The sequence below is a fragment of the Micromonospora sp. WMMD714 genome, assembly GCF_029581315.1.
In the GTDB taxonomy this organism is placed as follows: Bacteria; Actinomycetota; Actinomycetes; order Mycobacteriales; family Micromonosporaceae; genus Micromonospora; species Micromonospora rifamycinica.
Genome location: NZ_CP120744.1, coordinates 757,640 through 783,766, shown reverse-complemented (window position 1 = coordinate 783,766; position 26,127 = coordinate 757,640). Strand labels below are relative to the sequence as shown.

At 67.7% G+C, this 26,127-nt stretch carries 28 protein-coding genes and 3 tRNA genes; 23 read left to right on the top strand and 8 right to left on the bottom strand.

The genetic code is table 11. The annotated features are described in order from the left end of the window. Positions 1–363 precede the first annotated feature (363 nt). From O7625_RS03560 to O7625_RS03545, 4 genes are read right to left on the bottom strand one after another with little or no spacing between them, the layout of a single operon-like run. Positions 364–738 (bottom strand): hypothetical protein, encoded by a 375-nt coding sequence (locus tag O7625_RS03560; RefSeq protein ID WP_282344266.1) that lies wholly within the window; start codon positions 736–738, stop codon positions 364–366. Positions 739–740: 2 nt separating this feature from the next. Continuing rightward, positions 741–2,714, bottom strand: coding sequence for an AAA family ATPase (locus tag O7625_RS03555; protein WP_282344265.1), 1,974 nt, complete (start codon positions 2,712–2,714; stop codon positions 741–743). After that, the gene (locus tag O7625_RS03550; RefSeq protein ID WP_282344264.1) at positions 2,711–2,974 is read right to left on the bottom strand and encodes a hypothetical protein; all 264 of its coding nucleotides are present in this window, start codon (positions 2,972–2,974) and stop codon (positions 2,711–2,713) included. Before O7625_RS03550 ends, O7625_RS03555 begins: the two co-directional genes overlap by 4 nt. Before the next feature lie 2 nt (positions 2,975–2,976). Beyond that, on the bottom strand, positions 2,977–5,028 hold the full coding sequence (locus tag O7625_RS03545) for a DEAD/DEAH box helicase family protein (protein ID WP_282344263.1): 2,052 nt from the start codon (positions 5,026–5,028) through the stop codon (positions 2,977–2,979). A gap of 651 nt (positions 5,029–5,679) precedes the next feature. Here O7625_RS03545 and O7625_RS03540 point away from each other — a divergent pair. From O7625_RS03540 to O7625_RS03530, 3 genes are read left to right on the top strand one after another with little or no spacing between them, the layout of a single operon-like run. After that, positions 5,680–6,471: a ParB/RepB/Spo0J family partition protein gene (locus O7625_RS03540; protein ID WP_282344261.1), complete on the top strand. Its 792-nt coding sequence runs from the start codon at positions 5,680–5,682 to the stop codon at positions 6,469–6,471. Next, the gene (locus tag O7625_RS03535; protein ID WP_282344260.1) at positions 6,468–7,424 is read left to right on the top strand and encodes a ParB N-terminal domain-containing protein; all 957 of its coding nucleotides are present in this window, start codon (positions 6,468–6,470) and stop codon (positions 7,422–7,424) included. Before O7625_RS03540 ends, O7625_RS03535 begins: the two co-directional genes overlap by 4 nt. Beyond that, the gene (locus tag O7625_RS03530) at positions 7,421–8,788 is read left to right on the top strand and encodes a DNA methyltransferase (RefSeq protein WP_282344258.1); all 1,368 of its coding nucleotides are present in this window, start codon (positions 7,421–7,423) and stop codon (positions 8,786–8,788) included. Before O7625_RS03535 ends, O7625_RS03530 begins: the two co-directional genes overlap by 4 nt. A 65-nt stretch (positions 8,789–8,853) precedes the next feature. Here O7625_RS03530 and O7625_RS03525 read toward each other — a convergent pair whose 3' ends face one another. After that, positions 8,854–9,714, bottom strand: coding sequence for a protein phosphatase 2C domain-containing protein (locus tag O7625_RS03525; protein ID WP_282344257.1), 861 nt, complete (start codon positions 9,712–9,714; stop codon positions 8,854–8,856). Then, positions 9,684–10,526: a hypothetical protein gene (locus O7625_RS03520; RefSeq protein ID WP_282344256.1), complete on the bottom strand. Its 843-nt coding sequence runs from the start codon at positions 10,524–10,526 to the stop codon at positions 9,684–9,686. Before O7625_RS03520 ends, O7625_RS03525 begins: the two co-directional genes overlap by 31 nt. A 503-nt stretch (positions 10,527–11,029) precedes the next feature. On the opposite strand from O7625_RS03520, the gene O7625_RS03515 reads away from it, so the two are divergent. Genes O7625_RS03515 through O7625_RS03505 form a run of 3 tightly spaced genes read left to right on the top strand, consistent with a single transcriptional unit; the run spans position 11,030 to position 12,346 of the window. Beyond that, entirely contained in the window at positions 11,030–11,455 is a 426-nt protein-coding gene (locus tag O7625_RS03515) for a hypothetical protein (RefSeq protein WP_282344254.1), read from the top strand. Between the two features lie 58 nt (positions 11,456–11,513). Next, complete coding sequence (locus O7625_RS03510; RefSeq protein WP_282344252.1) at positions 11,514–11,750, top strand: precorrin-4 C11-methyltransferase; 237 nt, start codon at positions 11,514–11,516, stop codon at positions 11,748–11,750. Positions 11,751–11,803: 53 nt separating this feature from the next. Then, on the top strand, positions 11,804–12,346 hold the full coding sequence (locus O7625_RS03505; RefSeq protein WP_282344250.1) for a DapH/DapD/GlmU-related protein: 543 nt from the start codon (positions 11,804–11,806) through the stop codon (positions 12,344–12,346). 70 nt (positions 12,347–12,416) lie between these two features. Here O7625_RS03505 and O7625_RS03500 read toward each other — a convergent pair whose 3' ends face one another. Together O7625_RS03500 and O7625_RS03495 are read right to left on the bottom strand one after the other, a co-directional pair. Then, positions 12,417–12,884, bottom strand: coding sequence for a hypothetical protein (locus O7625_RS03500; RefSeq protein ID WP_282344248.1), 468 nt, complete (start codon positions 12,882–12,884; stop codon positions 12,417–12,419). 30 nt (positions 12,885–12,914) lie between these two features. Continuing rightward, positions 12,915–13,427: a hypothetical protein gene (locus O7625_RS03495; protein ID WP_282344246.1), complete on the bottom strand. Its 513-nt coding sequence runs from the start codon at positions 13,425–13,427 to the stop codon at positions 12,915–12,917. Between the two features lie 207 nt (positions 13,428–13,634). Between O7625_RS03495 and O7625_RS03490 the strand changes: the two genes are divergently transcribed. The 17 genes from O7625_RS03490 (at position 13,635) to rplL (ending at position 26,068) form a co-directional block, all read left to right on the top strand. Continuing rightward, a complete protein-coding gene (locus O7625_RS03490) occupies positions 13,635–14,810 on the top strand; it encodes a Fic/DOC family N-terminal domain-containing protein (RefSeq protein ID WP_282344244.1) in 1,176 nt (391 codons plus the stop codon). A gap of 581 nt (positions 14,811–15,391) precedes the next feature. Beyond that, on the top strand, positions 15,392–15,538 hold the full coding sequence (locus O7625_RS03485; RefSeq protein ID WP_282344242.1) for a hypothetical protein: 147 nt from the start codon (positions 15,392–15,394) through the stop codon (positions 15,536–15,538). Between the two features lie 63 nt (positions 15,539–15,601). Beyond that, entirely contained in the window at positions 15,602–18,121 is a 2,520-nt protein-coding gene (locus O7625_RS03480; protein WP_282344241.1) for a bifunctional diguanylate cyclase/phosphodiesterase, read from the top strand. 96 nt (positions 18,122–18,217) lie between these two features. After that, positions 18,218–18,290: transfer RNA gene (locus O7625_RS03475), tRNA-Thr, on the top strand. Between the two features lie 26 nt (positions 18,291–18,316). Beyond that, positions 18,317–18,389: transfer RNA gene (locus tag O7625_RS03470), tRNA-Met, on the top strand. A gap of 132 nt (positions 18,390–18,521) precedes the next feature. Continuing rightward, on the top strand, positions 18,522–18,689 hold the full coding sequence (gene rpmG / locus O7625_RS03465; RefSeq protein WP_067301359.1) for a 50S ribosomal protein L33: 168 nt from the start codon (positions 18,522–18,524) through the stop codon (positions 18,687–18,689). 130 nt (positions 18,690–18,819) lie between these two features. Then, entirely contained in the window at positions 18,820–19,266 is a 447-nt protein-coding gene (locus O7625_RS03460) for a MaoC family dehydratase N-terminal domain-containing protein (protein WP_067301363.1), read from the top strand. A gap of 1 nt (position 19,267) precedes the next feature. Further along, positions 19,268–19,660 (top strand): MaoC/PaaZ C-terminal domain-containing protein, encoded by a 393-nt coding sequence (locus tag O7625_RS03455; RefSeq protein ID WP_282344239.1) that lies wholly within the window; start codon positions 19,268–19,270, stop codon positions 19,658–19,660. A gap of 128 nt (positions 19,661–19,788) precedes the next feature. After that, positions 19,789–19,861 (top strand) — tRNA-Trp (locus tag O7625_RS03450). Between the two features lie 216 nt (positions 19,862–20,077). Beyond that, positions 20,078–20,497, top strand: a complete 420-nt coding sequence (gene secE / locus O7625_RS03445; protein WP_282268372.1) for a preprotein translocase subunit SecE — start codon at positions 20,078–20,080, stop codon at positions 20,495–20,497. Between the two features lie 38 nt (positions 20,498–20,535). Further along, positions 20,536–21,258, top strand: coding sequence for a transcription termination/antitermination protein NusG (gene nusG / locus O7625_RS03440; RefSeq protein WP_282344237.1), 723 nt, complete (start codon positions 20,536–20,538; stop codon positions 21,256–21,258). A 187-nt stretch (positions 21,259–21,445) separates the two neighbouring features. Beyond that, positions 21,446–21,877 (top strand): 50S ribosomal protein L11, encoded by a 432-nt coding sequence (rplK, locus tag O7625_RS03435; RefSeq protein ID WP_067301374.1) that lies wholly within the window; start codon positions 21,446–21,448, stop codon positions 21,875–21,877. 82 nt (positions 21,878–21,959) lie between these two features. Further along, on the top strand, positions 21,960–22,676 hold the full coding sequence (gene rplA, locus O7625_RS03430) for a 50S ribosomal protein L1 (protein WP_067301377.1): 717 nt from the start codon (positions 21,960–21,962) through the stop codon (positions 22,674–22,676). An 82-nt stretch (positions 22,677–22,758) separates the two neighbouring features. After that, the gene (locus O7625_RS03425; RefSeq protein ID WP_282344234.1) at positions 22,759–23,805 is read left to right on the top strand and encodes an ATP-binding cassette domain-containing protein; all 1,047 of its coding nucleotides are present in this window, start codon (positions 22,759–22,761) and stop codon (positions 23,803–23,805) included. After that, the gene (locus tag O7625_RS03420; RefSeq protein WP_282344233.1) at positions 23,802–24,488 is read left to right on the top strand and encodes a hypothetical protein; all 687 of its coding nucleotides are present in this window, start codon (positions 23,802–23,804) and stop codon (positions 24,486–24,488) included. The genes O7625_RS03425 and O7625_RS03420 overlap by 4 nt, the downstream gene beginning before the upstream one ends. Before the next feature lie 587 nt (positions 24,489–25,075). Continuing rightward, the gene (gene rplJ / locus O7625_RS03415; protein WP_067301385.1) at positions 25,076–25,624 is read left to right on the top strand and encodes a 50S ribosomal protein L10; all 549 of its coding nucleotides are present in this window, start codon (positions 25,076–25,078) and stop codon (positions 25,622–25,624) included. 54 nt (positions 25,625–25,678) lie between these two features. Further along, entirely contained in the window at positions 25,679–26,068 is a 390-nt protein-coding gene (gene rplL / locus O7625_RS03410; RefSeq protein WP_043965485.1) for a 50S ribosomal protein L7/L12, read from the top strand. Positions 26,069–26,127 lie beyond the last annotated feature (59 nt).

Sequence of the window (26,127 nt, the reverse complement as noted above, 5' to 3'; positions counted from 1 at the left end):
GGTCCGGGCGGATTACCGCCCCGTGCCGCGCGGAGCGCGGCGCCTTGATCCTTAACAGAGGAAATCGGCAGTTCTGGCCGGAAGCCCAGTAAGGACGTCTCGTTTACAAGCCTGTGCGCGATGCGTGCGGCAGCGTTCGGCTATGTCGCCTACCTCGGGCTGCTGTCCGTCTACGGGCTCCGCCGGCTCTCCTCATACGGCCCCTATTGTTGCCCGGGGGCCGGGCCTGCCGCCGTTGGCGTGTCAAGTTGTGTAGAGCAGCAGGGTCCGTCCGCACGATAACTGGGGGAAACCCAGGGTTTGATTCTGGCCCGCCAGCTATGCGGTCTTAGCCTGTCGGCCGTCCGCTCTGCCACCGTTGTCCTACCCAAACGCACTTGTCATGATGTCGGCGAGGCTCTCGTTGCCTTCGAGCCGACGGGCGATCTCCCTCACGCCGAGATCGGCTAGTTTCTCCGCCGTCGCGAATGGGCGGTGTGTTTCGCCGATGCCAAGGATGTCCATAAGGTCGCGGATGCTGCTTCCACTCTCCAGTGTTCCGAGTGCGTTGAACTTGGTGTTGTAACCGCCTGCTGGGGCATCTGCCGGATCAAGGCCGGCCGCCACGGCGTACGAGATTGCGAATCGGTAGGCGTCTGTCTGATTCGCGAACCACCGGTCTGCGACCAGCGCCTGGATGGCCTCGTCGCCCTTGGCGGTTAGGCCTATCTGCTGCTTATCTTCCTGATCCTTTCCCACGGCTACTGAGTCCTCTCAATCGTGGCTAGTTCGGGATCATTACTCGGCCGGTAGATCCTATATTCGTGCCCGATTCGATTGCCCATAATATCCCGAGCTTGCTTCTCTGTGAGCTCGCCTGACTGCACGAGCAAGATCGCCTGGTTACCCAGATCCGGCACCCAGGTCTTTAGGACGTTGGCACGGTGCTCTAGGTCAAGGCGCGCCAGCGGGCTGTCCAAGACCACGGGGCCACCTCGTACGGCGGCTCGCTTGAGCGCACCAATCAACGAGAGGGCGACGAGTTGCTTACCGCCCTCACTGGTCTTCATAGCCTCACCCCACTGACCGACAAGGTCGACCCTGTAGTCACGGCTGATGCGGAGCCCCTGGTAGGCCCGTGGATCGCGCACCAGCGTCACGAACATCTCGCTGGCAGCCTTCTCCACCTCAGCCCGCGTCCGCTCCTGGTAGCGCTCAATCGTCCGCGTCAGCAACGTGCGCACGTACTCGAAGAAGAACGCCTCGGCTTCAACCTCCGGCTTGGCGCCGCCCCCGAGGCGCCGCAGAATGCCGGCGAGCTTGTCCTGCTGCTTGTTGATCTCGTCCTGTCTTGGCTTTAGGTTCCTGAGGATCTGCCCATATCGCTCGGTCGCTGCTTCGAGATCATCCTGCTCTTTACCAAGTTGACGGACCCTGGCAGCATCGTTGTCCTTCAGACGATCCTTCAAGCCGTTGAGCCTTCGGCTGCGTTCGAACTGGGTAGCGACAACCTTGTCGAGATGCTCCTGCTTCTGCTGGTACGCCCTGACAGTCGCCGTATCGATCAGCTCCCGGATCCGCCGCTCAAGGCGGAGATCTGGCCCGTCGCCTGCCGATTCCTTCAACCGCTTCAGCTCGGCTTCAGCCTCCGCTAAATCCATCTGGGTCGACTCATCCGGCGGAGGTAGTTCCTGCTGACAGGTCGGACAGATTCCACCCCGGATCTGCTTCCGCAGCACGTCGACGCGATTACGGGCAACTTGGGTAGCCTGCTGCTGCTTCTGGGCCGCGTCGTTCTTCGCCACGACACGCTGCAAGGCCTCGTCGAGCTTGTCGGCAGCAGGTGCGAGCCAGCCGGTCGTGAGCAACCGCCTCATATCCCCCCTGAGCTGCTCCTCTTCTTGCTTCCCGCCCGCAATCAGGGCTTCTAGCCCCTCCATCTCACGAGCATCAGCCTTCAGATCTTCGACTCCCGCAATGCGCTCCTTGACGCCTTCTAGCGTTGACTTGGCTTTGCTGAGCGCGTCCTCGATCTCTTTACGGTCCTTGTCCAAGCTCTCCTGCCTGGACTTTAAGTCGCGCATTTGCTTGCGCGCATTCTCGGCGTCTTTCTTGTTTTTAAGCGCCTTAGCCTGCTTCTGAAGTGCGTGCTCGGTCAGAGTCGCAACGTCCCGCTCGGCCAGTTGCAACGCCGGGATACCGAGTACGTTATCGATGCTGTCCCGGAGGAGGTCTCGCTCACGGTCCGTGTTCAGTCGGTCGTAAAAGTCCTTGAGCAGCTCACCATCAAACAAAAAGAACTCGGAGATTTGCGGGTGCAGCAGACGGCCGATCTCTGCTTCGATTGAAGCCTGCTGAATTACCGTTGAGTCCACGCGAAGATCGGCGGACAGCTTTGGCGGTCCGCCCTCGAACCTCGCAGTGCGCACGAGCCGGTATTTGTGTCCATTTGCTGTGAATTGCATGGACACCTGCATGTCAACCTCGCCGTCTCTCGACGCCGGGCGGTTCATGTACTCGGACAGATGCCGAGCGGCCTGGACGGGCGTACTCCCTGATTCAGGGCTTCCATACAGGCACCACCGTAGCGCCCGGAAAAGGCTGGTCTTGCCAAGTGTGTTCTCGCCATGGATCAAGACGATGGGGGCGCTGGAATCAGTCTCTAGGTTTAGCGTGTCAATCTCACGGTATGGACCAAAATTCTTGAGGCTGACACTCTCGAATCGAAGGCTCATTCGGACAACTCCGCCCGGTCTAGGATTCGTTGGCTGACGTGCTCCTGGAGCGCCCTGAGGTCACGCTTGAACTTGGTCCGGTCATCGTCGAACTGGTGGCGCCAGGCAAGAGCAATCAGATGCTGGTAGTCATCCGGCTCGAACGCGCCCGCCGACGCGCCGAACTGCCTGACTACGTCGGGATCGGCGGCGACCTCGTTCAGAGCCGCCAAGGCGCCTTCTCGGCCGTGGCCGGCCTCGTCGTTCTCCGGTTGGAGCATGTTCAGTCGCTCTCTTCTTCGTAGTCGATCCAGTCAGGCAACGTCACGGGGTCTTGGCTGAGGGAAACGATCACCTTAAGCCGCTCCCGGGCCGCGGGATTCCGTGCGAGCCGCACGAACTCCAGGGCCCGCATAGCTTCGCTCTTGGTGAGTGCTCCGCCGATCGGATCAACAAGCATGAGGTCATGAACTTCAGCGCTGACCTTATGCGTACCGGGGGCCTGACGAAGGACGCGCCCGCGTCGCTGGATGTACTCGCGTTCCACGGTCGAGCTAGCAAGGATGAGCGCGTGGTCGGTAACCGGGATGTCGATGCCTTCATCGAGGCAGCGGATTGCAATAACGATGCCGCCGTACTCGCCAAGGCTGCGGATGACTGCGTCGCGGTCACTCGTCATCTCGGAGTAGAACTCAAGGGCAGGGAGCCCGACGACAAGACACTCCTTGATGAGCGCCTTTAGCTGCTTCACGTCATCGCAGTAGACAAGCCAGCGATCGCCAACCTTGTACTCCTGCTTTAGGACGTCGACTGCCATTGGTACCTTGCCGCGGGCTTGCTTCAGGACGCGCGCGCGTCGGATCAGGAGCATTTGGAGCGGACTGTTGGCGTCGTTGACCGAGGCGCCCTGGCTGACCATCTGCCCGATTCGCCTTGTAAGGTGCTCATACTGCTCAATCTCGTCGTCGTCTAGCCGCAGTTCGTGCAGGCGGTAATCGTATGGGACGAGCAGGCTGAGCATCAGCGCTTCAGCTAGCCCGATCACTGGCATCAACACAGGTCCGAAGAAGTCCATTAGACGGTTCGTGCCGTCCTCATCGAACTGTCTGCGGAAGGTGGCGCTCAGGCCGAGGGTGGCGCCGCACTCGGTCTGCTCCAGCGCATCGAGCACGCGCTGGCTTCCGGCTCGGTGCATCTCATCCGCAACGATCAGCAAGTGATCGCCGCTCTTGAGTCGGCGGCGGAAATCGTTACTGGCGAAGGTGTGGTTGGTCGCCACCACGATTCGGCGATGGTGAGCCGAATTTCCTCGCGCACTGAAGACGGGCAGCACCTGCTGCCAGGCGGCCTTGTCGCTGCCTGCGCCTACGGGCAGGATCTGTGCATCTGGAAGCTCGGTCTCGATTTCACGTATCCACTGCGCGTGCAGGTCGCGGCCCGGTGTCAGGATTACTGCGGCGCCGCCACGGCCGGTCCAGCGTTTGACGCCTTCGATGGCGGTTAGCGTCTTCCCGGCACCGGTGGCGAAGTTGACGATGCCACGGTGGTCCTTCGCCTCCCAGTCCTCAAGCACCAATCGCTGGTGCTCCATGAGTGGTCGCCCGGTCGGCTGAGCCCGGGAGCCCAATGGACGCGACCGGACGACGTTGATGGCGTGGTCCAGGTCCTCATCGGCGATCGCGACGAGTTGCTCGCGGGTGACTTGGTCCAGGTTCGCGATGTGTACACCTGGCTCCTGGCCCCGCCACAGCCGTCGGAAGGTGTCGACGTGATCGCGGGTGCGGAGCAGTTCCGGCTCGTTCTTCCAGCTGCAGAACACCTCGAAGGACTCATGGTTGAGGCCCCACGCCCGCCACGTCTCGTTGGCGCTGCCGACGAAGCTGATGCGCTTGCCTTGTGCGTCCTCGAAGATGCCCATCTTGTCATGGAAAATGCCGGTCGGGTTGTCAGTGAAGGCGATGCGCACGTCTATGATTTCGTTGGCGATCAGGGTTGCCAGCAGTCGGGTGGCTGGTACCGCCTCTGGACGCGTCAGCAGCATCTGCAGGTCGGCTCGGACGGTCGACTGGGCGTGGCGGCCGATCTCGTCGGCCTCTTTCATCGCGGCGAAATCCTCGGGCGTGAGGGCAGGCGAACAGATCAGCCGCATGCGGCCACCTCGCCGAACGAAGTCGGAGAAGGCCAGGGCAACCACGTGGTACAGCGTGCTGCTGAAGTACCCCACCGCCCGGTCGTAGAGCAGGGCCTCCTGGAGACACGGCACGTAGAAGTCATCGAGCAACATGTCGCGGCCCGATCGGTACGCAGAGCCGAGGCTCAGGTCCCGCAGCGTCAACGCTGCCCCTCCCCTCCGAGGCGTCGCACATAGGCTATGTCATCGATCCCTCGGGCTGACGAACCCCGAAATGATCACAGCCTTCTACGCCGGGCGCAACGTGGGCCATGTCCATCAGCTAGGTCTTGTCAGAGGTACGACACATCCCTTCGGCGAGGTTGGTCTGTCGCATCGCAACTCGCCCTCCTAGCAGCCCGGGCCGAGGCATCTGCCGTAGCAAAGTGGGTACGGGAGGAACGACGGAGGGAAGGTCAAGACCACCCGTCTTGGGAGTGGCGCGGCGCTCCCATAGTCTTCTCAAGCGGCAGCAGCGGCGCCGACGCTCTCGTCGAGCTGCTCCTCCCTGCGGTGTCGTCACCTTGCTGCCCCCAGACTCGCCTCCGCACATGGTTGGTGACGCAGGGCGAGAGGAGAGCATCTTCGCTCGGCAGTAGTCCATCGGCAACCATCGCCGCAGGCCAGAGAGCAGTTCCGCCCCTGTGTTGCTTGCCGGGCCGCCGCCCTGGGAGGGTCTGTCGTACCTCAGTGATGAAATGACAGGTGTGTAAGTTGGGAGAGGTGACGGACGTGGCGACAGACGCCCCCACGGGGCGCGGCGATCTTGAGTCCCGACGCTCAGTTGAGGCCGGGGGGCCGCGTACGCGACGTGGGATGAAGCAGCCGCCCATCCAGGCGATCCCAGTCGCCAAGATCCGCCCCGAGGATGGTTTGGGACGTAAGCGGGACCGAGAAGGTCACCGCGAGTTGCGCCGATCCATCGAGCAGTTCGGCGTGCTCACCCCGGTGACCGTCCGGGTCGCGCCGGACGGCTCCGGCGACTATCTCCTGATCAAGGGCCAGGGTCGGACGCTGGCTTGCCGCCTCCTGGGCCTCGAGAAGATCCCAGCAATAGTGGTGGATGCCGAGTTTGGCGAGTACGAGAAGGTCCAGCAGTTTCTCGTCGAGAACGTGGCCCGGCTGCGGATGCGTCCCATCGACCGGGCGGTGCTCATCGCCCGGGCCCGTCAGGATGGTGAGGAAACGGCCAGCGTGGCCAAGCGCTTCGGCGTTACTCCCGCGACGGTCCGGAGGCTGGAGAGCCAGCTCGAGGGCGCCAGCAACCGTGAGGTGGCTGCCCTGCAGGATGGCAACCTCAACTTGGCGCTGCACGCGGTGATCGCGAGGTACATGGGTCCCGACGAGCGGTCGGACGCCGTTGGCGCCATAGCTGGATTCAAGCTGAGGACGAGGGAGCTTGAGGTGCTGTTCGAGGCGCTCGGCTGGAAGGACCTGGTACATCTGGGGCCGGAGCATAGTTTGGCTCGATTGAAATTGTTGGCCTGGGCCTGCGCTACGCTGCACCGCCTGCCGGCTGGATCCATCGAAACGCGGCTGGGCCAGCTGGGCGCGGAGCTGCCTTTTGAATTCGGCGGCCCGACCCCGCGACGGGCGGTGGCGAGTTGAAGCTTGTTGCACTGCGAGCGGACGATCTGATTCTCAGTGACGAGCTTCGGCGATCGGGGAGTTCGAAGCAGTTCGAAGATCGACTAAGAGCGTCCATTGAGGAGATTGGACTGGCCGAGCCGCTGAAGGTGGCGCACCTGCCGACCGGCAATTACCTGGTGGTTGACGGCACCATGCGGCTGCGTGCCATCCAAGCAATTCGACAGGACTACCCGGAGCGGTTCGAGACGGTGCCGGCCTATCTCACCGACTACGAACGTCGGTTCGAGATCCGATACCAGACGGACATCTATCAGGACCTGCTACCCAGCCAGCTGGCGTCACTTGTTGAGCACCTGCACCAGTCCGCGCGGGTGAAAAAGGCCGACATTGCACGGTACCTTGGAGTGTCGCCGGCAACGCTCCGTAACTACACTGGCTTGTGGCGACTTGTCCAGCGCGGCGGCCTGTTTGCCAGGATCGTCGAGCTTATGGACGGGGATGTCTTCCCGGCCTCCAACCCGTACGCTTGGCTGCGGCTGACAGGCGGCGGCCTGGAGCACGTGCTGACTCAGAGCTTTTGCGAAAACGGCGAGACTCCGGACGAATGGATCGACCGCACGATTGTGGCGGCCCGGCGCGGCAGCGTTCAGAGGGTACCTACAGCCGTGGTGGAGTCCGCGACCGGCGATCTAAACCCCGAACACTATCGGGAAGTCGAAGACCTGCGGCTCGTCAAGAAGGATCTGGGGCTGCGGCGGGCCATGAACCTGCCGCTGCCAGAGATGCCAGAGCCGAAGGCATCTGAGCCGAAAATTGCTGAGCCTGTGCAGTATGAGGCTGCCGCGCCAGCCAAGGCTCACGCTCGTCGCAGCACCGTTGCGGCACGACGACACCTGTCTCGGGTAGCCCGCGAGTCGCCCGAAATGGTTCTACAGGCAGCGGCCCGTTCCCTAGCGGAGTACCTGACATGACCACTGCATCCTTGGACTGGTCCGAAGACGCATTCTTCGAGGCGCCCGAGGCCAAGCCACTCGATGGTGGCACCACCTCTCGGGGCCACTTGTGGCACATCGCGCCCCAACGATGGGGCCACTCGATGCATACTATGTGTTCATACCACGGCATGTTCCCAGCCAAACTGGCGCACTTCTTTATCCAGCGCTATACCCGGCCCGGGGACGTTGTATTCGACCCGTTTAGCGGCCGCGGCACCGTGGCACTGCAGGCCCGGGCTGAGGGCCGGCGGTCGATCAGCAATGACCTCAGCCCGCTGGCCTACATTCTGACGCATGCCAAGGCGAAGGCCCCAGAGTACGAGATTGTGCTAGAGCGCCTCGGGCAGATAGAGAAGCGCTACCGGCAGTCCAAGGCCCAGTCGGTGGCGGTTTCTCCCGACATCGAGATGCTCTACCATCCGACAACCTTGCGGCAGCTGGTTTTCCTTCGAAAGGAACTGCATCGTAAGCCATTCACCGAGTGGACCGCTGCGGAGACAGTGATTGCAGGCTCACTGGCAGGCATCATGCATGGCTCATTCCGTCGTGACGGCACGTCGCAGTACCTGAGCATCAGCATGCCCAACACATTTAGCATGTCGCCTTCCTATGTGGAGAAGTTCATCCGCGAGAAGGAGTTGGTGAAGCCACCCCAGGATGTGTTCGAACGTCTGCGCGAGAAGCTGGCTCGCATCTACCTGGACGCGGTAGATGGACCTGAGGGTCAGGTATTTCATGAGGACGCGGCCCAACTCATGTTGAGCGACAGTATTCGGTCCAGAAGCGTGGACCTTGTGGTGACGTCGCCGCCATATCTACAGGTGGTCAATTACGGTACGGCTAACTGGATTCGGCTGTGGCTTTTGGGAGTGGAGGAAGTGGGCCGAGAGCGAGGCGTTGGACGTCGCAACCTCGACAAAACGCTCGATCACCGCCACACCTACGACTCGTACCGCGAGTTCATGACGCGGACCATCCAGGGTATAGAACGAGTTCTTAAGCCCAATGGCGTGGCCGCGGTTGTGATCGGTGACGTAGCCAATCCCGGAAAGGAGGCCATCCAGTTGGCAAGCAAGATTTGGGCGGACGTCAGCAGTGAGACGACGCTGAGGTTGGTCGAGACCATTGACGACTTTATCGATATCGATAGGAAGGTCAGCCGAATTTGGAAGGACACTAAGGGGCAGGCCACGGCATGTGACTCAGTGCTCGTACTGGCACACGCTAAAGCGAAACCCTGGGACGGGCCGCAAGACGTCGACTGGGATGAGCCTTACAAGGACGGCGGCCCTGACGCAGCTCATCGGCGTGTAAGCGCAGGTCGGTATCGACACCAGTAAGCGGGTAGATCTGACCAGCAAAGAATTCGAAGAGTCGGCGGCACCGCCGGCCCAAAGGGCGTCGCTTAAGAGGTCAGCTTGGCAATGTGCGCGGCTGTTGTGAGCCGGACAAGTGCTACGGCCTTGTCGTCGTGGCGCTTGCTGCGTGGCCAGCGTCGCCCGTCTGCGTCCTCTTTCTCGGCCTGGTGCACGGTCTCGACAAGGCGTGCCGGGTGCTGATTGGCGAGCACGATCGCCGCTCGCCAGGTGGCAGGAGTCCGGTAGTCGTTGACGCCGTCAGCGACGCCGTCAGTCACTGTCAGGCCGGCGGCAAGCTCACTGATGGGCCAACTCGCGCGCACGGCGTGACGCGCGGCCTCCGGCTCTGCCTCAACGATCCAGTAGCCGCCAGGGCTGTTGCGGGCTCGTCTCTGAGCGTCGACCAGCGCGGCCCACTCGGCGGCGTGGTGAAAGCCGAAGCCGCCCCGCTGCCGTACGGCTTCGCGTAGGTCTGCGCGTTGATCGGGTGCGACCCGTGAGAGCCGATCGTCGCGGACCTCGTGGATCTCGCCGGTACGGGTGAGTAGGACGGTGGGACTGTCTCCGAGGACCAGGATGTCGACGTCGTTTCCGAACCATCGGACGATGCTTGCCGTCGTTGAGGGCGAGGCGTCGGGTCTGAGGCCGTGCAGGTCGCGGACATGCCGGATCGTCTCGGCCAGCGTGTCAGCCAGGTCCGCAGCGGGGTGCTCGGTGAGGAGTTGTTGGAGATGGCGTCCCACCTGTTCGGCGAGCCACCCGCCGTCACGGGTGCTCGCCTCGGGTTGCGAGGCACCGTCGAGCACGATGACCGCGTTGGACGTAGTGAAGATGCGGTCCTCGGTGGGGCGGTCCCGGCCGGGCCGCTCGGCGGTGACTACTTCTGGTCGTGGATTCGTGGCGGACATACGAGTTCGCTCCTGGTCACGGTGTCGCCGTCGTGTTCGCTGCGGACGACCATCGAGAATCGGCGGGTACCGACCTGTGCGTAGAGGTCGGGAAGGTTGCGGGCGAGGTAGTCGATTGCGCCGACCGAACCGAGCGCATGCACTCCCGCGACGATGAAGATGGTCTCGTCGTCGTTCAGGGCGAGGCGGCCGACATAGGCGACATCGGCCCATCGTGGCGCGCCGGGGTCGTCCATCGGTGACTCGTAGACGTGACTGCCGTCGCGTTCCCGGATGGTCCACCGGCCGGCGTCGTCGGGCTCGAATGTCAGCGTAGGGTCCGACGCGATCGCCTGGGCGGTGACCGGTGAGGACTTTGGCCCGCAGATCGCAGCGACATCGCTTCGGGGCTGCCAGTTGCCGTCTGGCGGGATGTGGAAGTGCTCCACCTGGAATGCCAGGTCGGCAAGCAGCTTCGCCAGCAGATCGGCGGCGCGGGTGTCCTCGGAGGAGATCACCGGCAGCGCGCGGCCGGGGACCGCCCGCAGCGGTACGGCGACCGTCACCGGACCGACGCCGAAGAACGCCCGCTCGGCAGGAGGTGCTGTCTGCCGGATCTGGGTGATGCGCCCTCGGGTGAGTCCGAGTTCCTTGGCGATGGCGCTGAACGAGAGACCCTGGTCCGCCGCCGCCCGGTTGATCGCCTCCCGGCGCAGTCTCGCCAGCTCGACCGCCCGCTGCTGGTAGACGGCCATGAGTTCGCCGGCGAGCTTGGCCTGCCGCAGCGGGTCGGCTTCACGTCGTACCCGCTCGAAGCCGTCATCAGTCTCCACACGCGGAGTTTAGGACCCCTTGACACCCCTGGTGGGACGAGTAGCCTTGCTTATACCCGCTAAGCACCGAAGCGGTTCAGGTGCGCGGCCTTTGTTTAGAGGGGGTAAGCGTGGGTGCTGCCCTTCGTCGAGTCGGCTCCGACTCGTGAGATCAGCGGCAACTGTCCAGAGTGCGAGCCCCCGACCTGGAGTCGGAGCCGATCGGGAACGCGTGGCAGCGGTGCTGTCCGCATCGAGATCCGGGGTCATCGGTCCCCGGTTACCTGTGGAGGTGTGATGTCCGGCACTCATCGTCGATGTGGTTGGTTCTCGTCCTGGCGGTCCCGAAGGCGTGCACCGTCGCGACCCGGCCGGCACAGCGCCCCGACGAGTTCGCCCAGGGCCGCTGCCCCGCCCGCACCGAGCTGGTCGGTCGGGGTGACCCGCGAGCTGCCCGCGCTGCGGTGTGCCCCGCTGCTGACGGTCGGCCAGGCACGTCGGGGCAACGTCGGGCGGTGGCCGCGATGACCCGTACCGGAGGATCGGTCACCGCCACCACCCACCCACGGTGGTGTGCCCCCGAGCGCTGTGGTCATCTGGTCCCGCCGGTGGTGCCGCACCTGGCCCGCCGCCATCGTGGCCCGATGCTCCGGGTCGGCCGGAGTCGGGCGGCCGGCGTCGTCGCGACGTACCTCATCAGCAGGGCGGTCCCGGGTGCGCCGCTGGTGGCCGTGCACGTGGCGTGCCGGGCGGGCAACGCCTGGGCCGAGTTGTCCCTGGCCCAGGCCGCCGAACTGGCCGGGCAGCTCCGTGACCTGCTGAGCAGTGCCGCCGACGACCCGGAAGCCGACGACCCGGAAGCCGGCGACCCGGAAGCCGACCGGACCCACCCCGATCCGCAGGGAGACGACCCGCAGGGAGACGGCGGGCAGGGGGACGGCGGTGAGTGAGGTGGGGCGGCCGGTGGTCTGCCCGGCGTGGTGCCGGGGGTGCGGGCCCAACGATCCGATGCACCGGGGGTTCCTCGCCACGGTGGGGCGGGAGCGGACCGGCTGGGTGAGCCTGCAACTGCTCGTCGACCGGTTCGTCCGGCGCGAGGCGGCGGTCAAGCTGGACGCGACCCGGTACGGCATGAACCAGACCGTGCTGCTGTCGCCCGGTCAGGTCGACCGGCTCGTCGAGGAGCTGGCCCAGGCGCGGCGGCTGATGCGGGCGCCGGTCGGCCGGGCGGGGGAGGGGCGGTGAGCGGGGTCGGCCCGTAGCCCCGGGCGCCGGGGGCGTCGGCGAGGATCGCGGGCATGTCCAGCGACCGCTTCATGCGTATCCACAGCCCCGAGTTCCAGGCGATGGCCGCCCGGGTCCTGCGGGTCACCCAGCTCACGTCCCGGCTGAACAGCCTCCCGTTCGACGACGAGGCGGGCCGGGCGGAGTTGTTCACGCAGATCCTCGGCCGACCGCTGCCGCCGAGGGTCACCATCTACCCGCCCTTCTACACCGACCACGGCCTGCGCCTGGAACTCGCCGAGCGGGTGTTCGTCAACCAGAACTGCACGTTCCTGGACTACGCCGGCATCCGGCTCGCCGAGGGCGTGCTGGTCGGCCCGAGGGTCACCTTCATCACCGGCGGCCACCCGGTCGATCCGCAGGAACGGCGGGAGTGGCTGACCGGTGCGCCCATCGACGTGGCCGAGAACGTGTGGATCGGGGCCGGCGCGACGATCCTGCCGGGCGTCAGCATCGGCCGGGACGCCGTGGTGGCGGCCGGCGCGGTGGTCGCCGACGACGTCCCGCCCGCCACCCTGGTCACCGGCCCCAAGGCGACGGTACGCCGCCGGTGGTGACCGCCGGCCCGACCCCGGCGTCGCCGCGTCGGGGGCGGGCCGGTCGCGTGTCCCGGCGACGTCGGGTCGGTCAGCGCCCGTCCCGGCCGGGCCGCGCCGATGCCGGCGTGGCCTCGTGGCCGGGCATTCCGTGGGTACGCCGCCGCTGCTTCATCTCCGCCTCGTAGATGTGCCGCCGGCCGCCGGCCAGCGTGTCCCGGGCGTACCGCTCTATCTCCTGGAACGTGGCGTAGTAGCCGTCGTCGAACTCCTCCACGATCTGGAACGTCCACCGGCCGGGCAGCAGGTTGCGCCCCACCAGTTCCCGCGCGACCCGCTCGGCCACCTCGTCGTGCCCGGCCCCGCGCAGCAGCTTCACCACCCGGTCCAGGGTGAGATCCGCGCCGCCGACGAGCTGGTGCGCCGAGTAGAGGTGCCCGCGCACCCGGTGGATCGCCTCCAACGCCTCGCTCAGCTTGCCCAGCGCCTCGACCGTGGCGTTGTCGACCCCCGCCGGCCGCGCGTGCTCCTCGTCCACCGCACCGTTCTGACCTGCCATAACCCCCGACATACCCCCAAACCATCCCAGCTATCCCACGGCCCCCGTGACGAGACGCCGCGCCTCGGCGACCACGTCCGCCTCGACCCGCGCAGCCGCGTCACCCGGGTACGGCCGCCCGTCGTGGACGACGGCCTCGACGATCTCGTACGCGTACTCCAGGTCGATCAGCCCGGCCGCCAGCGCAGTGCCGTCCCGGGTGATGAACCCGTATGCCCAGGAGGTGAGGTCGCGGGCGGTGATCGTCCCGTCGAGCAGCCGGCGGGCCATGATCCGGACGGCTTCGTCCTCACCCGCTCGGCTGCCCTCGCGGAAGAAGGTGAGCGAGAGTTCCGCAAGCGCGTCCCCGAGCCACCGGCGTAGTTCGTCGCTCTCGCCGCCGGGGTCGGCCGAAATGCCGGCAAGGATCCGAAGCGTCGGGTTGTCCAGCCCCGCCACCAGGCAGTCGCAGGCCGCCTCGACCACCTCGGCCGGCGTGCCCGACCCGACGCTCCACAGGACGGCGGCCTCCTGGAGGCGGGTGAGCGCATCGTCTGGTTGCACCGGCACATGGTCCGCCGTCACGCCGACACTGTCTCCGGGATAACCACCCGTCGAGCCATCCACTTCTCGCAGTAGCTCTCCGTAGTTGAAAACTCTGGCCCGAAATGTAAGTTCAGCGTGTAATACTTGAAATTGCCGCCCTCGTGCGTGCGTAGACGTGAAATTACTGGGCTGAAATTCAAGTTTCCAGGGAAAGGCTTCAAGGCTGTGGAGTTCGACGCCTTTGCTACGTCTCCCGTCGGTGTCCTCGTGCCGATCAGCGGCCATGACGCTCGGTACGGAGAGTCGTACGACCATCTGGCGTTCCTGCCGAACCCGCTGCCCAGTCGGGTCGAGCTGGAGCAGGAGACGTTCCAGGACCTCGGGGCGGCGACGGCGGCGATCGCCCGACTCGACCAGGCGGCGATCCAGCTCCCCAACCCTATGCTCCTGGCAAGGCCTACCATCCGGCGCGAGGCGGTCAGCACCTCTGCCCTTGAGGGCACCTACGCCACCTTGGACGAGGTGATCGAGGCTGATTTCCTGGGGGCGGGCGAGATCTCGGCAGCCGTCGGTGAGGTCGTGAACTACGTCCGTGCGGCCGAGATGGCATATGAGTGGATCAAGGATCGGCCGATCACCATCGGCATGCTTCGGCAGTTGCAGAAGGTGCTGGTGCAGGGGACTCGTGGCGAGACGGCAGACGCCGGCAACATCCGGAGCGTCCAGGTGTTCATTGGTCTCAGCTCTGGCCGGGTCAGGGAGGCGCGCTTCGTGCCCCCACCGCCTGGAGACCAGCTGGCGGCCGGCTTCGAGGCATGGGAGACCTGGATCAACGCCCGGGACAGCCTTCCGCTGATCGTCAAGATGGCCCTCGGCCACTACCAGTTCGAGACGTTGCATCCCTTCAACGACGGTAACGGACGGCTCGGGCGACTGGTCTGCGTCCTCCAGTTGGCCAGAGCGGGTGAGCTACGGGTGCCGGTACTGGACCTTTCGCCCTGGTTTGAGGTGCGGCGTCGGGAGTATCAAGACCACCTCCTCCACATCAGCATGACCGGCGACTTCGACCCGTGGGTCCGCTTCTTCTGCGAGGCGGTACGAGCCCAGGCGGTTCATGCCCGGGAGCGCATCGATGCCCTCCTCGACTGGCGGGGGCAGGCTCTTGACCGACTCAAGCGGGCGAAGGTTCGTGGGGTGGCCATCAGGATCGTGGAAGACCTGATCGGCTATCCGATGATCACCCCGACTGCCGCCGCTCAGAGGTACGACGTTTCCTACCAGGCGGCGAACACCGCCATCCGCCGGCTGGAAGAGCAGGGGATTCTTCGGGAGCGGACTGGAGGGCGTTACGCGCGCGTCTTCGCGGCCAGGGATGTCCTGCGCATCATCGAGGAGCGATAGTTCCGGCGGAACGCCCCGGTCACCGCCACCAGCTCGTCGGGTCGCCGACGTGGATGGTGGTCAGGTGGCAACCGGCGTCACCGGTGGCGGCGATGTCATGGATTCACGACAGCATCCCGGTACGACAGTCATCGGTTCCGGCCTCGGATGGGAGGTGTTTCACCTGGTCGCGGCAGCTCGCCACCGTACGTGCGTTTTGTCGTTGATCTGGTGCGGAGTCCGTCGACTCCCGACAGGCCGCTTCCGTACCCGCCGAAATGAGCTATGGTGATCGATGTGACGGTTCCGGGAGCGGTGGTTGCGGCCCTTCGGTGGGATGGTCGCCCAGCTACCTGGAAGGCGGCTCCGCGCCGCTAAAGATCGGGTTTGCGTCGATAGTGACATTGAGCGATTCGTGGAGGCTGTTACCCGTCCTGGTGCCGGTGATCTGGCACGGGGAGGTGACGGCGGTGGTCCGAACGGCGGAACCTGCCCGCTGCTCGGCCCAGCGCCGCTCTTCCCGCTTTTCTGGGTACCCGAGGTGTGGCACGATCGTGGAACCTCCACCATCCCCCGTGAACACTCTCTCGACAGGAGCAATCATGTCTGGTCGAAGGCTGGGCCGGCTGTTTGGCTCGCTCCTCGTGCTCGCCACCATCCTGGGTGGACTTGCCGTCAACGGCATCACCTCCGCCGACGGCAGCGCGCAGATGGCCGACGTCGTCTGGACCATGGGCACCGCGCGCTAAGCCCCTACGTCGTCCCCGCTCCCGGTGCCCTGGGGGCGACGTCTCTCAGGGAGAGGGTGGCGGATGGCCAGTCGAGATCAACGGCGTAAATCCACCGAACGCGCCTGGTTCATCACCGCACCCCTGGCCCTGTTGGCCATCGTCTTCAGCACCGCGATCGGCGTCCTGCGCCCCGAATTCGGGGAGTGGGGCCTGGCGTTCGTTCTGTTCGTGGCGATGACGGGGATCAGCATCCCGGTGCTCAACGTCATCGTCCGGCGTCAGTCGGTCGGGGTGACGTTGACCGAGGTGCCCCTCGTCGTCGCGCTCTTCTTCCTGCCGCCGCTGACCGTGGTGCTGATCTACACGCTCTCCGTGCTGATCTGGAGCGCGTCGCACCGCTTCGCGCCGGCCAAGCTGTGGTTCAACGTGGCGAAGGCGGCGGCGGCCACCTCGCTGGCCGGGCTGCTCCTGCTGGCCCTGCCCCCGCTGGCCGGGGTCGGGCCGGGCACCTGGGGCATCCTCTTCCTCGCGGTCAACACGATCACCCTGGTCAGCCTGCTCTCGGTGGCCGGGGTGCACGTGCTGTTGCAGGGGTGGCAGGCCGGCCGGGAGGCGCTGCGCACCGCACCCTCGGTCTTCCTCACCACCTCGATCAACGCCTCGGTCGGCCTGCTCGTCCTGATCGCCCTGAAGACCACCTGGTGGTCGGTGCTGCTGCTGGCCGCGTTGTTCGCGGCGCTGTTCCAGGTCTACCGGTCGTACTCGCAGTTCTTCCGGCAGCACCGCACCCTCACCGGCATGTACGACCTCACCCGGCTGCTCACCAACAGCGCCGAGGGGGCGATCGCCGACATCCTCCTCGACCGGGTACGCGGCCTGATGCAGGCCGAGTACGCCACCCTCTGGCTGCCCGCCCAGCGGCGGCACCCGGAGGTGCTGCTGACCGCCCGGGTGGACACCCCCGGCCTGCTCGACTTCGCGCCCACCCCGACGGTCTTCCGGGAACAGGCCCGCGAGCTGGGCAAGACCCTGTCCATCGGCCGGCTGCTCGGCGACGACACCGCCCTGCGCCGCGAGGTGGGCGCCAAGCAGGTCAAGGACGCCATCGTGGTGCCGCTGCGCTCCGGCCAGGCGGTGATCGGCACCCTGGAGGTCACCAACCGGCTCAGCGACATCGGGCACTTCACCACCAGCGACATCCCCGTCTTCGAGACCGTGGCCGCGCACGCCGCCGTCGCCCTGGAGAATTCCCGGCTGGTCGACCGGCTGCGCCACGACGCCTACCACGACGCGCTGACCACGCTGCCCAACCGGCGACGGATCACCGCCGCGCTGGCCGAGGCGGTCAAGATCCGGGCACCCGGCGAGGTGGTCGCCGTGCTGCTCTTCGACGTGGACGGGCTGCGCCAGGTCAACGAGTCGTTGGGGCACGCGGCGGGGGACAAGGTCCTCGTCGAGGTGGCCGAGCGGCTGCGCGCCTGCGCCCCGTCGTCCGCGCTGGTGGGTCGGGCCGGCGGCGACGAGTTCCTGGTCACGCTGCGGCTGGAGAACGCCGAGGCGGCCCTGGAGCTGGCCGCCCAGCTCCGGGAGCAGATCCGCGACGAGATCGTCTTCGACGCGCTCACCCTCGACGTGGACACCGCGGTCGGGGTGGCGGTGCACCCGGACCACGGCAGCGACGCCGCCGTGCTGCTGCAACGGGTCGATCTGGCGGCCACCGCGGCCAAGGCGGTGCCGGGCAGCGTGCAGCTGTTCAACCCGGCGCTGGAGTCGCGGTCGCTGCGCCGGCTCGGGCTCGCCGGCGACCTGCGCCGCGCCCTCGACGAGGGCGAGCTGGAGGTCTACTTCCAGCCGAAGGTCACCCTGCGGGACCGTCGACTGCTCGGGGTGGAGTGCCTCGCCCGCTGGGAGCACCCGGCGCACGGCACGGTCTCCCCGGAGGACTTCGTCGCGGTGGCCGAGCACACCGGCCAGCTGGGTCGGCTGACCGAGTTCGTCCTCCGCGAGGGGCTGCGGCGCAGCCGGGACTGGAGCCACACCGGGCAGCCGCTGGCGGTGGCGGTCAACATCGCCGCCCGCTCGCTGACCGACCGGCACTTCCCGGACCGGGTGGGCGAGCTGCTGACCGAGTACGGCGTCCCGCCGCAGCTGCTCACCGTCGAGATCCCCGAGGCGGCGGTGCTGGACGGCACCGAGCGGCCGATCCCCACCCTGCGCCGGCTGCGGGACCTCGGGGTCCGGCTCGCGGTGGACGACTTCGGCACCGGTAACTCGTCGCTGGCCCAGCTGCGCCGGCTGCCGGTGCACGAGGTGAAGGTGGACCGGTCGTTCGTGCAGGGGATGGCGACCGACCCGGGCGACCTGGCGATCGTGAACGCGGTGGTGTCGCTCTCCCAGCAGTTCGGCCTGTCGGTGGTGGCCGAGGGGGTGGAGAGCGAGCTGACCCTCGAACTCCTCCAGGACATCGGCTGCGAGATCGGCCAGGGCTTCCTGTTCAGCCGGCCGCTGCCGTACGAGCGGCTGGAGGCCTGGTTCGGTGCCCAGGTGGACCAGGAGGCGACCGGGTCGGGCGTGCTCCCCAGGCTGCGTGCCGTGCTCTGAGCTGCACCGATGCGGCACCCGGGGATCCGGTTTCACCCCCGGCGCGGTGCCGTGTAATGTATCCCCTGCGCGACGCCCTCCGGGGTGATCGGGTAGGCCCCCTTAGCTCAGTCGGCAGAGCGTCTCCATGGTAAGGAGAAGGTCTACGGTTCGATTCCGTAAGGGGGCTCAGAGGGTCCGGCTGGACCCGCCTGCGGCGGTGTAGCTCAGATGGCAGAGCAAGCGGCTCATAATCGCTGTGTCGCCGGTTCAAGTCCGGCCACCGCTACTCTCGTCCTCCGGGCTCATCCCCGGCGGCCGGTGGGACGGGCGCCACTGGCGCCCGCTTTGCATGTCCAGGCATCGTCCGCGTAGGCTGATGCGCTGTAGTTGATATCCGTAGCGAGGAAGGCACTCCGCCGTGGCGAAGGCGACCGATGTCCGGCCGAAGATCACTCTGGCGTGTGTGGAGTGCAAGGAACGCAACTACATCACGCGCAAGAACCGCCGTAACGACCCGGACCGCATCGAGCTGAAGAAGTTCTGCCCCCGGGACGGCAAGCACACGATCCACCGCGAGACCCGCTGACCCTCGGCCGGCGACCCGCCGGCCCGGTCCGCAGCGACCACCCGAACGCCGATCCGTACGGATGGCACGGCCGCAGAGCCGTCTGCCCGTACGGGTCGGCGTTCGCGCGTCCCGTGTAGGGTTCGGCGGCATGTCCCTGGACCCGTCCTTCGTCGGCCGGACGTATCCGCCGACGGCCCCCTACCAGGTGGGCCGAGAAAAGATCCGTGAGTTCGCCACCGCCATCGGCGCGACCGACCCGGCCCACCACGACCCGGCAGCGGCCCGCGCCCTCGGCCACCCGGACGTGGTCGCCCCGCCCACCTTCCCGATCGTGCTCACCATGGCCGCCAGCCGGCAGATCGTCGACGACCCGGCGCTCGGGGTCGACTACCGCCGGGTGGTCCACGGCGACCAGCGCTTCGCCTACACCCGACCGGTGGTCGCCGGGGACGAGCTGGTCTGCGTGAACACCATCGAGGAGATCACCACCCGGAGCGGGCACGGTTTCCTGACCACCCGCACCGACGTGACCACCGTGGCCGGCGAGCCGGTGGTCGCCGTCTGGTCCAAGCTCGTCGTACGTGGGGAGTCCTGACGTGGAACTGTCGACCCGGACGTACCGGGTGACCCGGGCGGACCTGGTCCGCTACGCGGGCGCCTCGGGCGACTTCAACCCGATCCACTGGAACGACCGGACGGCCACCGCGGTGGGCCTGCCCGGGGTCATCGCCCACGGCATGTTCACCATGGCGCTGGTCGGCCGGGCGGTCGCCGAGTGGGCCGGAGCGCCCGACGCGGTGGTCGACTTCGGGGTGCGGTTCACCCGGCCGGTGGTCGTCCCGGACGACGACGAGGGTGCCGAGATCACCGTCGACGCGGTGGTCAAGGAGGTCACCGAGGCGGGACTGACCAGGCTCGATATCACCGCCCGGTGCGGCGGTGAGAAGGTGCTCTCGCAGGCGCGGGCGACCGTCCGGACGGCCGGCTGACCGGTCGGCGGAAGCTGTCGGGCGGGACCGGTTGGGAAAGTCGGGGCGCTACCCGTACACTGGTCCGCCGTGGGGCAAGTAACCCCTGTTCGGCCTGTTGGGGCCGGATGGGGCGAGCGTTGCCGCACAGGGGTGTAGCTCAATTGGCAGAGCAGCGGTCTCCAAAACCGCAGGCTGCAGGTTCAAGTCCTGTCACCCCTGCGCCTCAGGCCTGACCGTTCCCGTGGGTCGCGCCGCCGCAAGGCGGCGTCCGGCCCGTGGTGGTGGCACCGGCGGGGTGGTTCCGAGGCGACTCGGGGCACTTCGTCCGGTCCGCCGGCCGCGGCCCGTCGCGGGACGGTTCGGCCCGGCCGGCGTGACCAACGCGCCGCGTGCGCCGCCCGGCGTACGAACCGACATCCCGCGACGGAGGGCGAAGTGGCCGAGAGCAAGCGGCGCGGCGAGGACGCCGGCGACGACGGTCTGCGCGACGAGCGTGACGAGGTCGTCGACGAGGTGACCGCCGACAGCGACGCCACCGACGACGACGCCACCGATGCGGACGAGCCGGTATCCCGGGGCGGCACCGCGACCCGGTCGCGGACCCGCGCGGGCGCGGCCGACAGCAAGCCGAAGACCCGGAACGAGACCGACCGGGTGGGGCCGTTCGCCCGCGTCGCGCGTTTCTTCCGCGAGGTGGTCGCCGAACTGCGTAAGGTCATCTGGCCGACCCGCAAGGAACTGCTGACCTACACGGCCGTGGTGGTCACCTTCGTCGCGGTGATGCTGACGATCGTGGGCCTTCTCGACTTCGCGTTCGCGAAGGGCGTGCTGTGGGTCTTCGGCAGCCCCAGCTGACCGGCCGACTGAGCCGATAGTGACGGAAGTGAGCAAGCGTGCCTGAGTACGACGAGACCGCCGAGACCACGGACGACCAGTCCACGGTCGCGACGGCGGCGAGTGACGAGTCGGTCGAGGCCGCCAGCGAGCCGGAGTTCCCGACCACCGAGCCGGAGCCCGACGAGGACTACGACCCGGTCGCCGAGCTGCGCCAGAAGCTGCGCTACGCGCCCGGCGACTGGTACGTGGTGCACTCGTACGCCGGCTACGAGAACAAGGTCAAGACCAACCTCGAGACCCGGATCATCTCCCTCGACATGGAGGAGTACATCTACCAGGTCGAGGTGCCGACCCGGGAAGAGGTCGAGGTCAAGAACGGCAAGCGTTCGCAGATCCAGGCCAAGGTCTTCCCCGGTTACATCCTGGTCCGGATGGAGCTGACGGCCGAGTCCTACTCGTGCGTGCGCAACACGCCGGGGGTCACCGGCTTCGTGGGGGCCACCGACCGGGCCGACCGGCCCGCGCCGCTGAGCCTCGACGAGGTGATCAAGTGGCTGGCCCCGGCGGTGGAGACCGAGCAGAAGAAGGCCAAGCCCGAGATCAGGGTCCTCGACTTCGAGGTCGGTGACTCGGTCACCGTCACCGACGGCGCGTTCGCCTCGCTGCCGGCGACGATCAGCGAGATCAACGCCGATCAGCAGAAGCTCAAGGTGCTGGTGTCGATCTTCGGTCGGGAGACCCCGGTCGAGCTGAACTTCAACCAGGTCGCCAAGATCTGACGACGTTCCCCGTCGCCGGCGGTGGGCAGCGGCCCGCCGCCGGCGACGGCGTTTCCACCCCGCGTGGACCTCGGCGCAGAGGGTCACCGGGCGCTGCGCTACTCTTGAACGTCGCCGCTGTGGCACCGCGCTGACCGTGCGCGCCCATGGCCGGCACCTTTCCCAGTTCCAAGCCCCAGGAAGTGACATGCCTCCGAAGAAGAAGCTCGTCAAGACGTTCACGCTTCAGCTGAAGGCGGGCCAGGCGACTCCGGCCCCGCCGGTGGGCCCCGCGCTCGGTCAGCACGGCGTGAACATCATGGAGTTCTGCAAGTCCTACAACGCGCAGACCGAGTCCCAGCGGGGCGACATCGTCCCCGCCGAGATCAGCGTGTACGAGGACCGGTCCTTCACCTTCGTCCTCAAGACCCCGCCCGCCGCCCGGCTGCTGCTCAAGGCCGCCGGTGTGGAGAAGGGCTCCGGCGTGCCGCAGAGCCAGAAGGTCGGTTCGGTGAGCCAGGCCCAGGTGCGCGAGATCGCCGAGAAGAAGATGGTCGACCTCAACGCCAACGACATCGACCAGGCTGCGAAGATCATCGCCGGTACCGCCCGGTCGATGGGCATCGTCGTCAACGACTGACCCCGCGGTCGGTCCCCAAGATCAGTTCGTGGGAGGGCGCGCGTCGACCGCGGCCCGCCAGAGACCACAGGAGTAACCCGAGATGCAGCGCAGCAAGACGTACCGCAAGGCCGCCGAGGCCATCGACAAGTCCAAGCTCTACACCCCGGCCGAGGCGGTCAAGCTCGCCAAGGACACCACCAACGCCAAGTTCGACGCCACGGTCGAGGTCGCCATGCGCCTCGGCGTCGACCCCCGCAAGGCGGACCAGATGGTCCGTGGCGTGGTCAACCTGCCGCACGGCACCGGTAAGACCGCCCGCGTGATCGTCTTCGCCGCCGGCGCGAAGGCCGAGGAGGCCGTCGCCGCCGGTGCCGACGAGGTGGGCACGGACGAGCTGGTCGCCCGGATCCAGGGCGGCTGGCTGGACTTCGACGCGGCGATCGCCACGCCGGACCAGATGGCCAAGATCGGCCGGATCGCGCGGATCCTGGGCCCGCGCGGTCTGATGCCGAACCCGAAGACCGGCACGGTGACCATGGACGTCACCAAGGCCGTCTCGGACATCAAGGGCGGCAAGATCACCTTCCGGGTGGACAAGCACTCCAACCTGCACCTGATCATCGGCAAGGCCTCGTTCTCCGAGACCCAGCTGATCGACAACTACGCCGCGGTGCTCGACGAGGTCATCCGCGTCAAGCCGTCCGCCGCCAAGGGCAAGTACCTCAAGAAGGTCACCCTGGCCACCACGATGGGTCCGGGCGTCCCGGTCGACCCGAACGTGGTGAAGAACTTCCAGGAGACCGGCGTCGAGGGCTGACCCCGGCTTCTCCCGCGAAGGTGCCCCGCCACGGACAGTGGCGGGGCACCTTCCGTCTGTCCGGATGTGGCAGGGTCGCCCCATGAGACTGGAGGACGTGCGGCTCCGCTACCGCCGGGGCGGCCCCTGGGTGCTGCGCGGCGTCACCGCCCGGCTCGACCCGGGCGAGGTGGCGGTGGTGCTCGGCCGCAACGGCGCGGGCAAGTCGACCCTGCTGCAACTCTGCGCCGGGGTGTTGCGCCCGGTCCGGGGCCGGGTGGTCGACCGCCCCCGGCACGTGGGTTGGGTGCCCGAGCGGTTCCCCGCCGACCAGCCCTTCACGGTCTCCCGCTACCTGGTCGGCATGGGCCGGGTCGCCGGCCTGGGCCGGGCCGACGCCGACCGGGCCGCCGACCGGTGGACCGACCGGCTGGGGCTGGCCGCGTTCCGCGGGGTCCGCCTGCCCGACCTGTCCAAGGGCACCGCGCAGAAGGTCGGCCTGGCCCAGGCGATGCTGCGCACCCCGGGCCTGCTGGTCCTCGACGAGCCCTGGGAGGGGCTGGACGCCGCCGCCCGGGGCCTGGTCCCGGAGCTGGTCGACGAGGTGCTGGCGGGCGGGGGAGCGGTGCTGGTCAGCGACCACCGGGGCGAGACGGTCCGGCTCCCCGACGCCCGGCACTGGGCGCTGGCCGACGGCGTGGTCACCGAGGAGCCAACCGCCGCAGCACCGGCCGTCGCGGTGGTCGAGGTCGCGGTGCCGGCCGCGCGGCTGGCCGGCACCGTCGCCCGGTTGCGCGCCGACGGCCACCACGTCCTGCGGGTACGCGAACCCGCCGCCCCGCCCCCGCAGGCGGCTGCGCCGCCGGTCCCCGTCCCGCCCTCGCCGTCCCCGTCGGTCGCCGTACCGTCCCCGCAGACGCCGCCGGTCGTCGTCCCGCCCCCGCCGTCCCCTTCGGTCGCCGTACCGTCCCCGCAGACGCCGCCGGTCGTCGTACCGTCCCCGCCGGTGGCTGCGCGCCCGACCGCCGGGTCGGTGTCGGCGGTCGACCGGGCTTCGGGCGTGCTGCCGTCCCCGGGGGGTCCACCGCTGCCCGACGGCCCGACAGGTGACCCGGCGCGGGACGGCGGGGCGGGGGAGGTGGCCCGGTGAGCGCGCTGGTCCGGATGCGGTTGGTCGGTTTCCTGCGGACCGGGCGGGCGGTCGCGCCACTGCTGGCCGCCCTGCTCGTCCTCGGTATCCTCTACGGCGGCGGCCAGGCCCGGCCGGCGGAGGCGTACGGCGTCTGCGCCGTGGTGCTCTTCCCGGTGCTGGCCTGGCAGACCAAGATCCTGCTGGACGTCGAGCCGGACGTGCAGCGCCGGATGGCGCAGGTCCTCCTCGGCCCGGCCCGGGAGCGGACCGCCGGGCTGCTCGCGGCGCTGGTCGCCGGGGCGGGCACGGTGCTTGTGGCATTGGTCTTCCCATGGCTGGTCGGCGGGATGGCCGTGCCGGGTCCGGACGACCTGCCGCTATCTGTCGCGCTCGCCCTCGGGCTCTGGGCGCACCTGCTTGCTCTGCTGCCCGCCACAGCGGTGGGCGCACTCGCCAGCCGCGCCCTGACCCGCAGCGCAGGGTACGGCGTCGCGGTGCTCTCGGTGGCCGTGGTCGGCACCCTCGCGCTGGGCCTGCGTAACTCGGTGGCGCCGTGGCTCGTGCCGCCGGTGCTGGCGACCGCCCGGGCACTCGGCGGGCATCTGTCCGCCGGAACCGCCCTGTTCCTCTCTGGCTGGGCCATCGCCTGGACGGGGCTGGCACTGGCCGGCTACTCCTGGCGGCGGCGGACCAACCCCTGACACCGACCTGGCCGACCCGGCAGGCGCCGGCCAACCACCTCGCCAAGCGATCCGACTCGGCTCCCTGGTCCGGGTCGCCTGGTCCGGGCCAGGGACTGGGTCACCTGGCCATGCCACCGGTCGAGGCGTCTCGCCGGCCCGCCCCGACAGTCTCGGTCGTGCGCCCGTACCAAGGTCATGCTGGATCCAGGATGTAGTGGTGTCCGCCGTCGATGAAGGCCACTACAACCATGAAGTTGTGCGATCTTGCCGGGGCGAGGCCGGGGGTGAGGGGTGCAGGGCGGGGGTGGCGGGGGCGATTTGGCGATGGGCGGACACGTCGCGTAACCTGGGCCGGTAGTTCCACCCAGAGACCGCTGGTCACCGTGCTCCGGCACGGTCGAAGGCTCCGCGACGACGGGCGACCCGCGCAGGGCGGTAAGCGTAATACGGTTCCTCGCCGTGGTCCGCCGACCACGGTGATCGGCCGGCCCTCGCCCCGCGCGCCCTGCGCCGGGGCTTTTTCGTTGTCGTGACGCCTCCGGTGTCGTCGCAGAGCCCCGTGCCGCGCGACGGCGACCAGCTCCGAGTAACGAGAGAGGAGGGACATGGCGGACAAGCCGATCCGGGCCGACAAGGCCACGGCCGTCGCTGAGCTGACCGAGAGCTTCCGTACCTCGGGCGCTGCGGTGCTCACCGAGTACCGTGGTCTGACGGTTTCCCAGCTCACCCAGCTGCGGCGCTCGCTCGGCAAGGAGACCACCTACACGGTCGCGAAGAACACGCTGGCCAAGCGTGCCGCGACCGAGGCGGGCATCTCCGGCCTCGACGAGCTGTTCACCGGTCCTACCGCGCTGACTTTCGTTTCGGGCGACGTCGTCGAGGCGGCGAAGGGTCTTCGCGACTTCGCGAAGGCCAACCCGAAGCTCGTCATCAAGGGCGGCGTCTTCGAGGGCCGGGCCATTTCCGCGGCCGAGGTCACGAAGCTCGCCGACCTGGAGTCCCGTGAGGTGCTGCTGGCCAAGCTGGCCGGCGCGATGAAGGGCAACCTGAGCAAGGCCGCGGCCCTGTTCCAGGCGCCGCTCTCCAAGGCCGCCCGTGCGGCGGCCGCCCTGGCGGACAAGAAGCGCGAGCAGGAGGGCGCCGAGGCGGCCTGAGGCCCTCCCGGCGCACCACGTTCTTAATTTTCATTGCGAGAAAGGACGCCAGACATGGCGAAGCTCAGCACCGACGAGCTGCTCGACGCGTTCAAGGAGATGACGCTGATCGAGCTCTCTGAGTTCGTGAAGCAGTTCGAGGAGACCTTCGAGGTCACCGCCGCCGCTCCGGTCGCGGTCGCCGCCGCCGGTGGCGCCGGTGGCGCCGCCGCTGCCCCGGCCGAGGAGGAGAAGGACGAGTTCGACGTCATCCTCGAGGCCGACGGTGGCAAGAAGATCCAGGTCATCAAGGTCGTGCGTGAGCTGACCGGCCTGGGCCTCAAGGAGGCCAAGGACGCGGTCGAGGCCGCGCCCAAGGCGATCCTGGAGAAGGTCAACAAGGAGACCGCCGAGAAGGCGAAGGCCAAGCTCGAGGGCGAGGGCGCCAAGGTCACCCTCAAGTGACCTGAGGCCGGCCTCGGGTCGGCTTCGGCGCGTGCCCGGCTCGGGTGAGTTGTGGCACA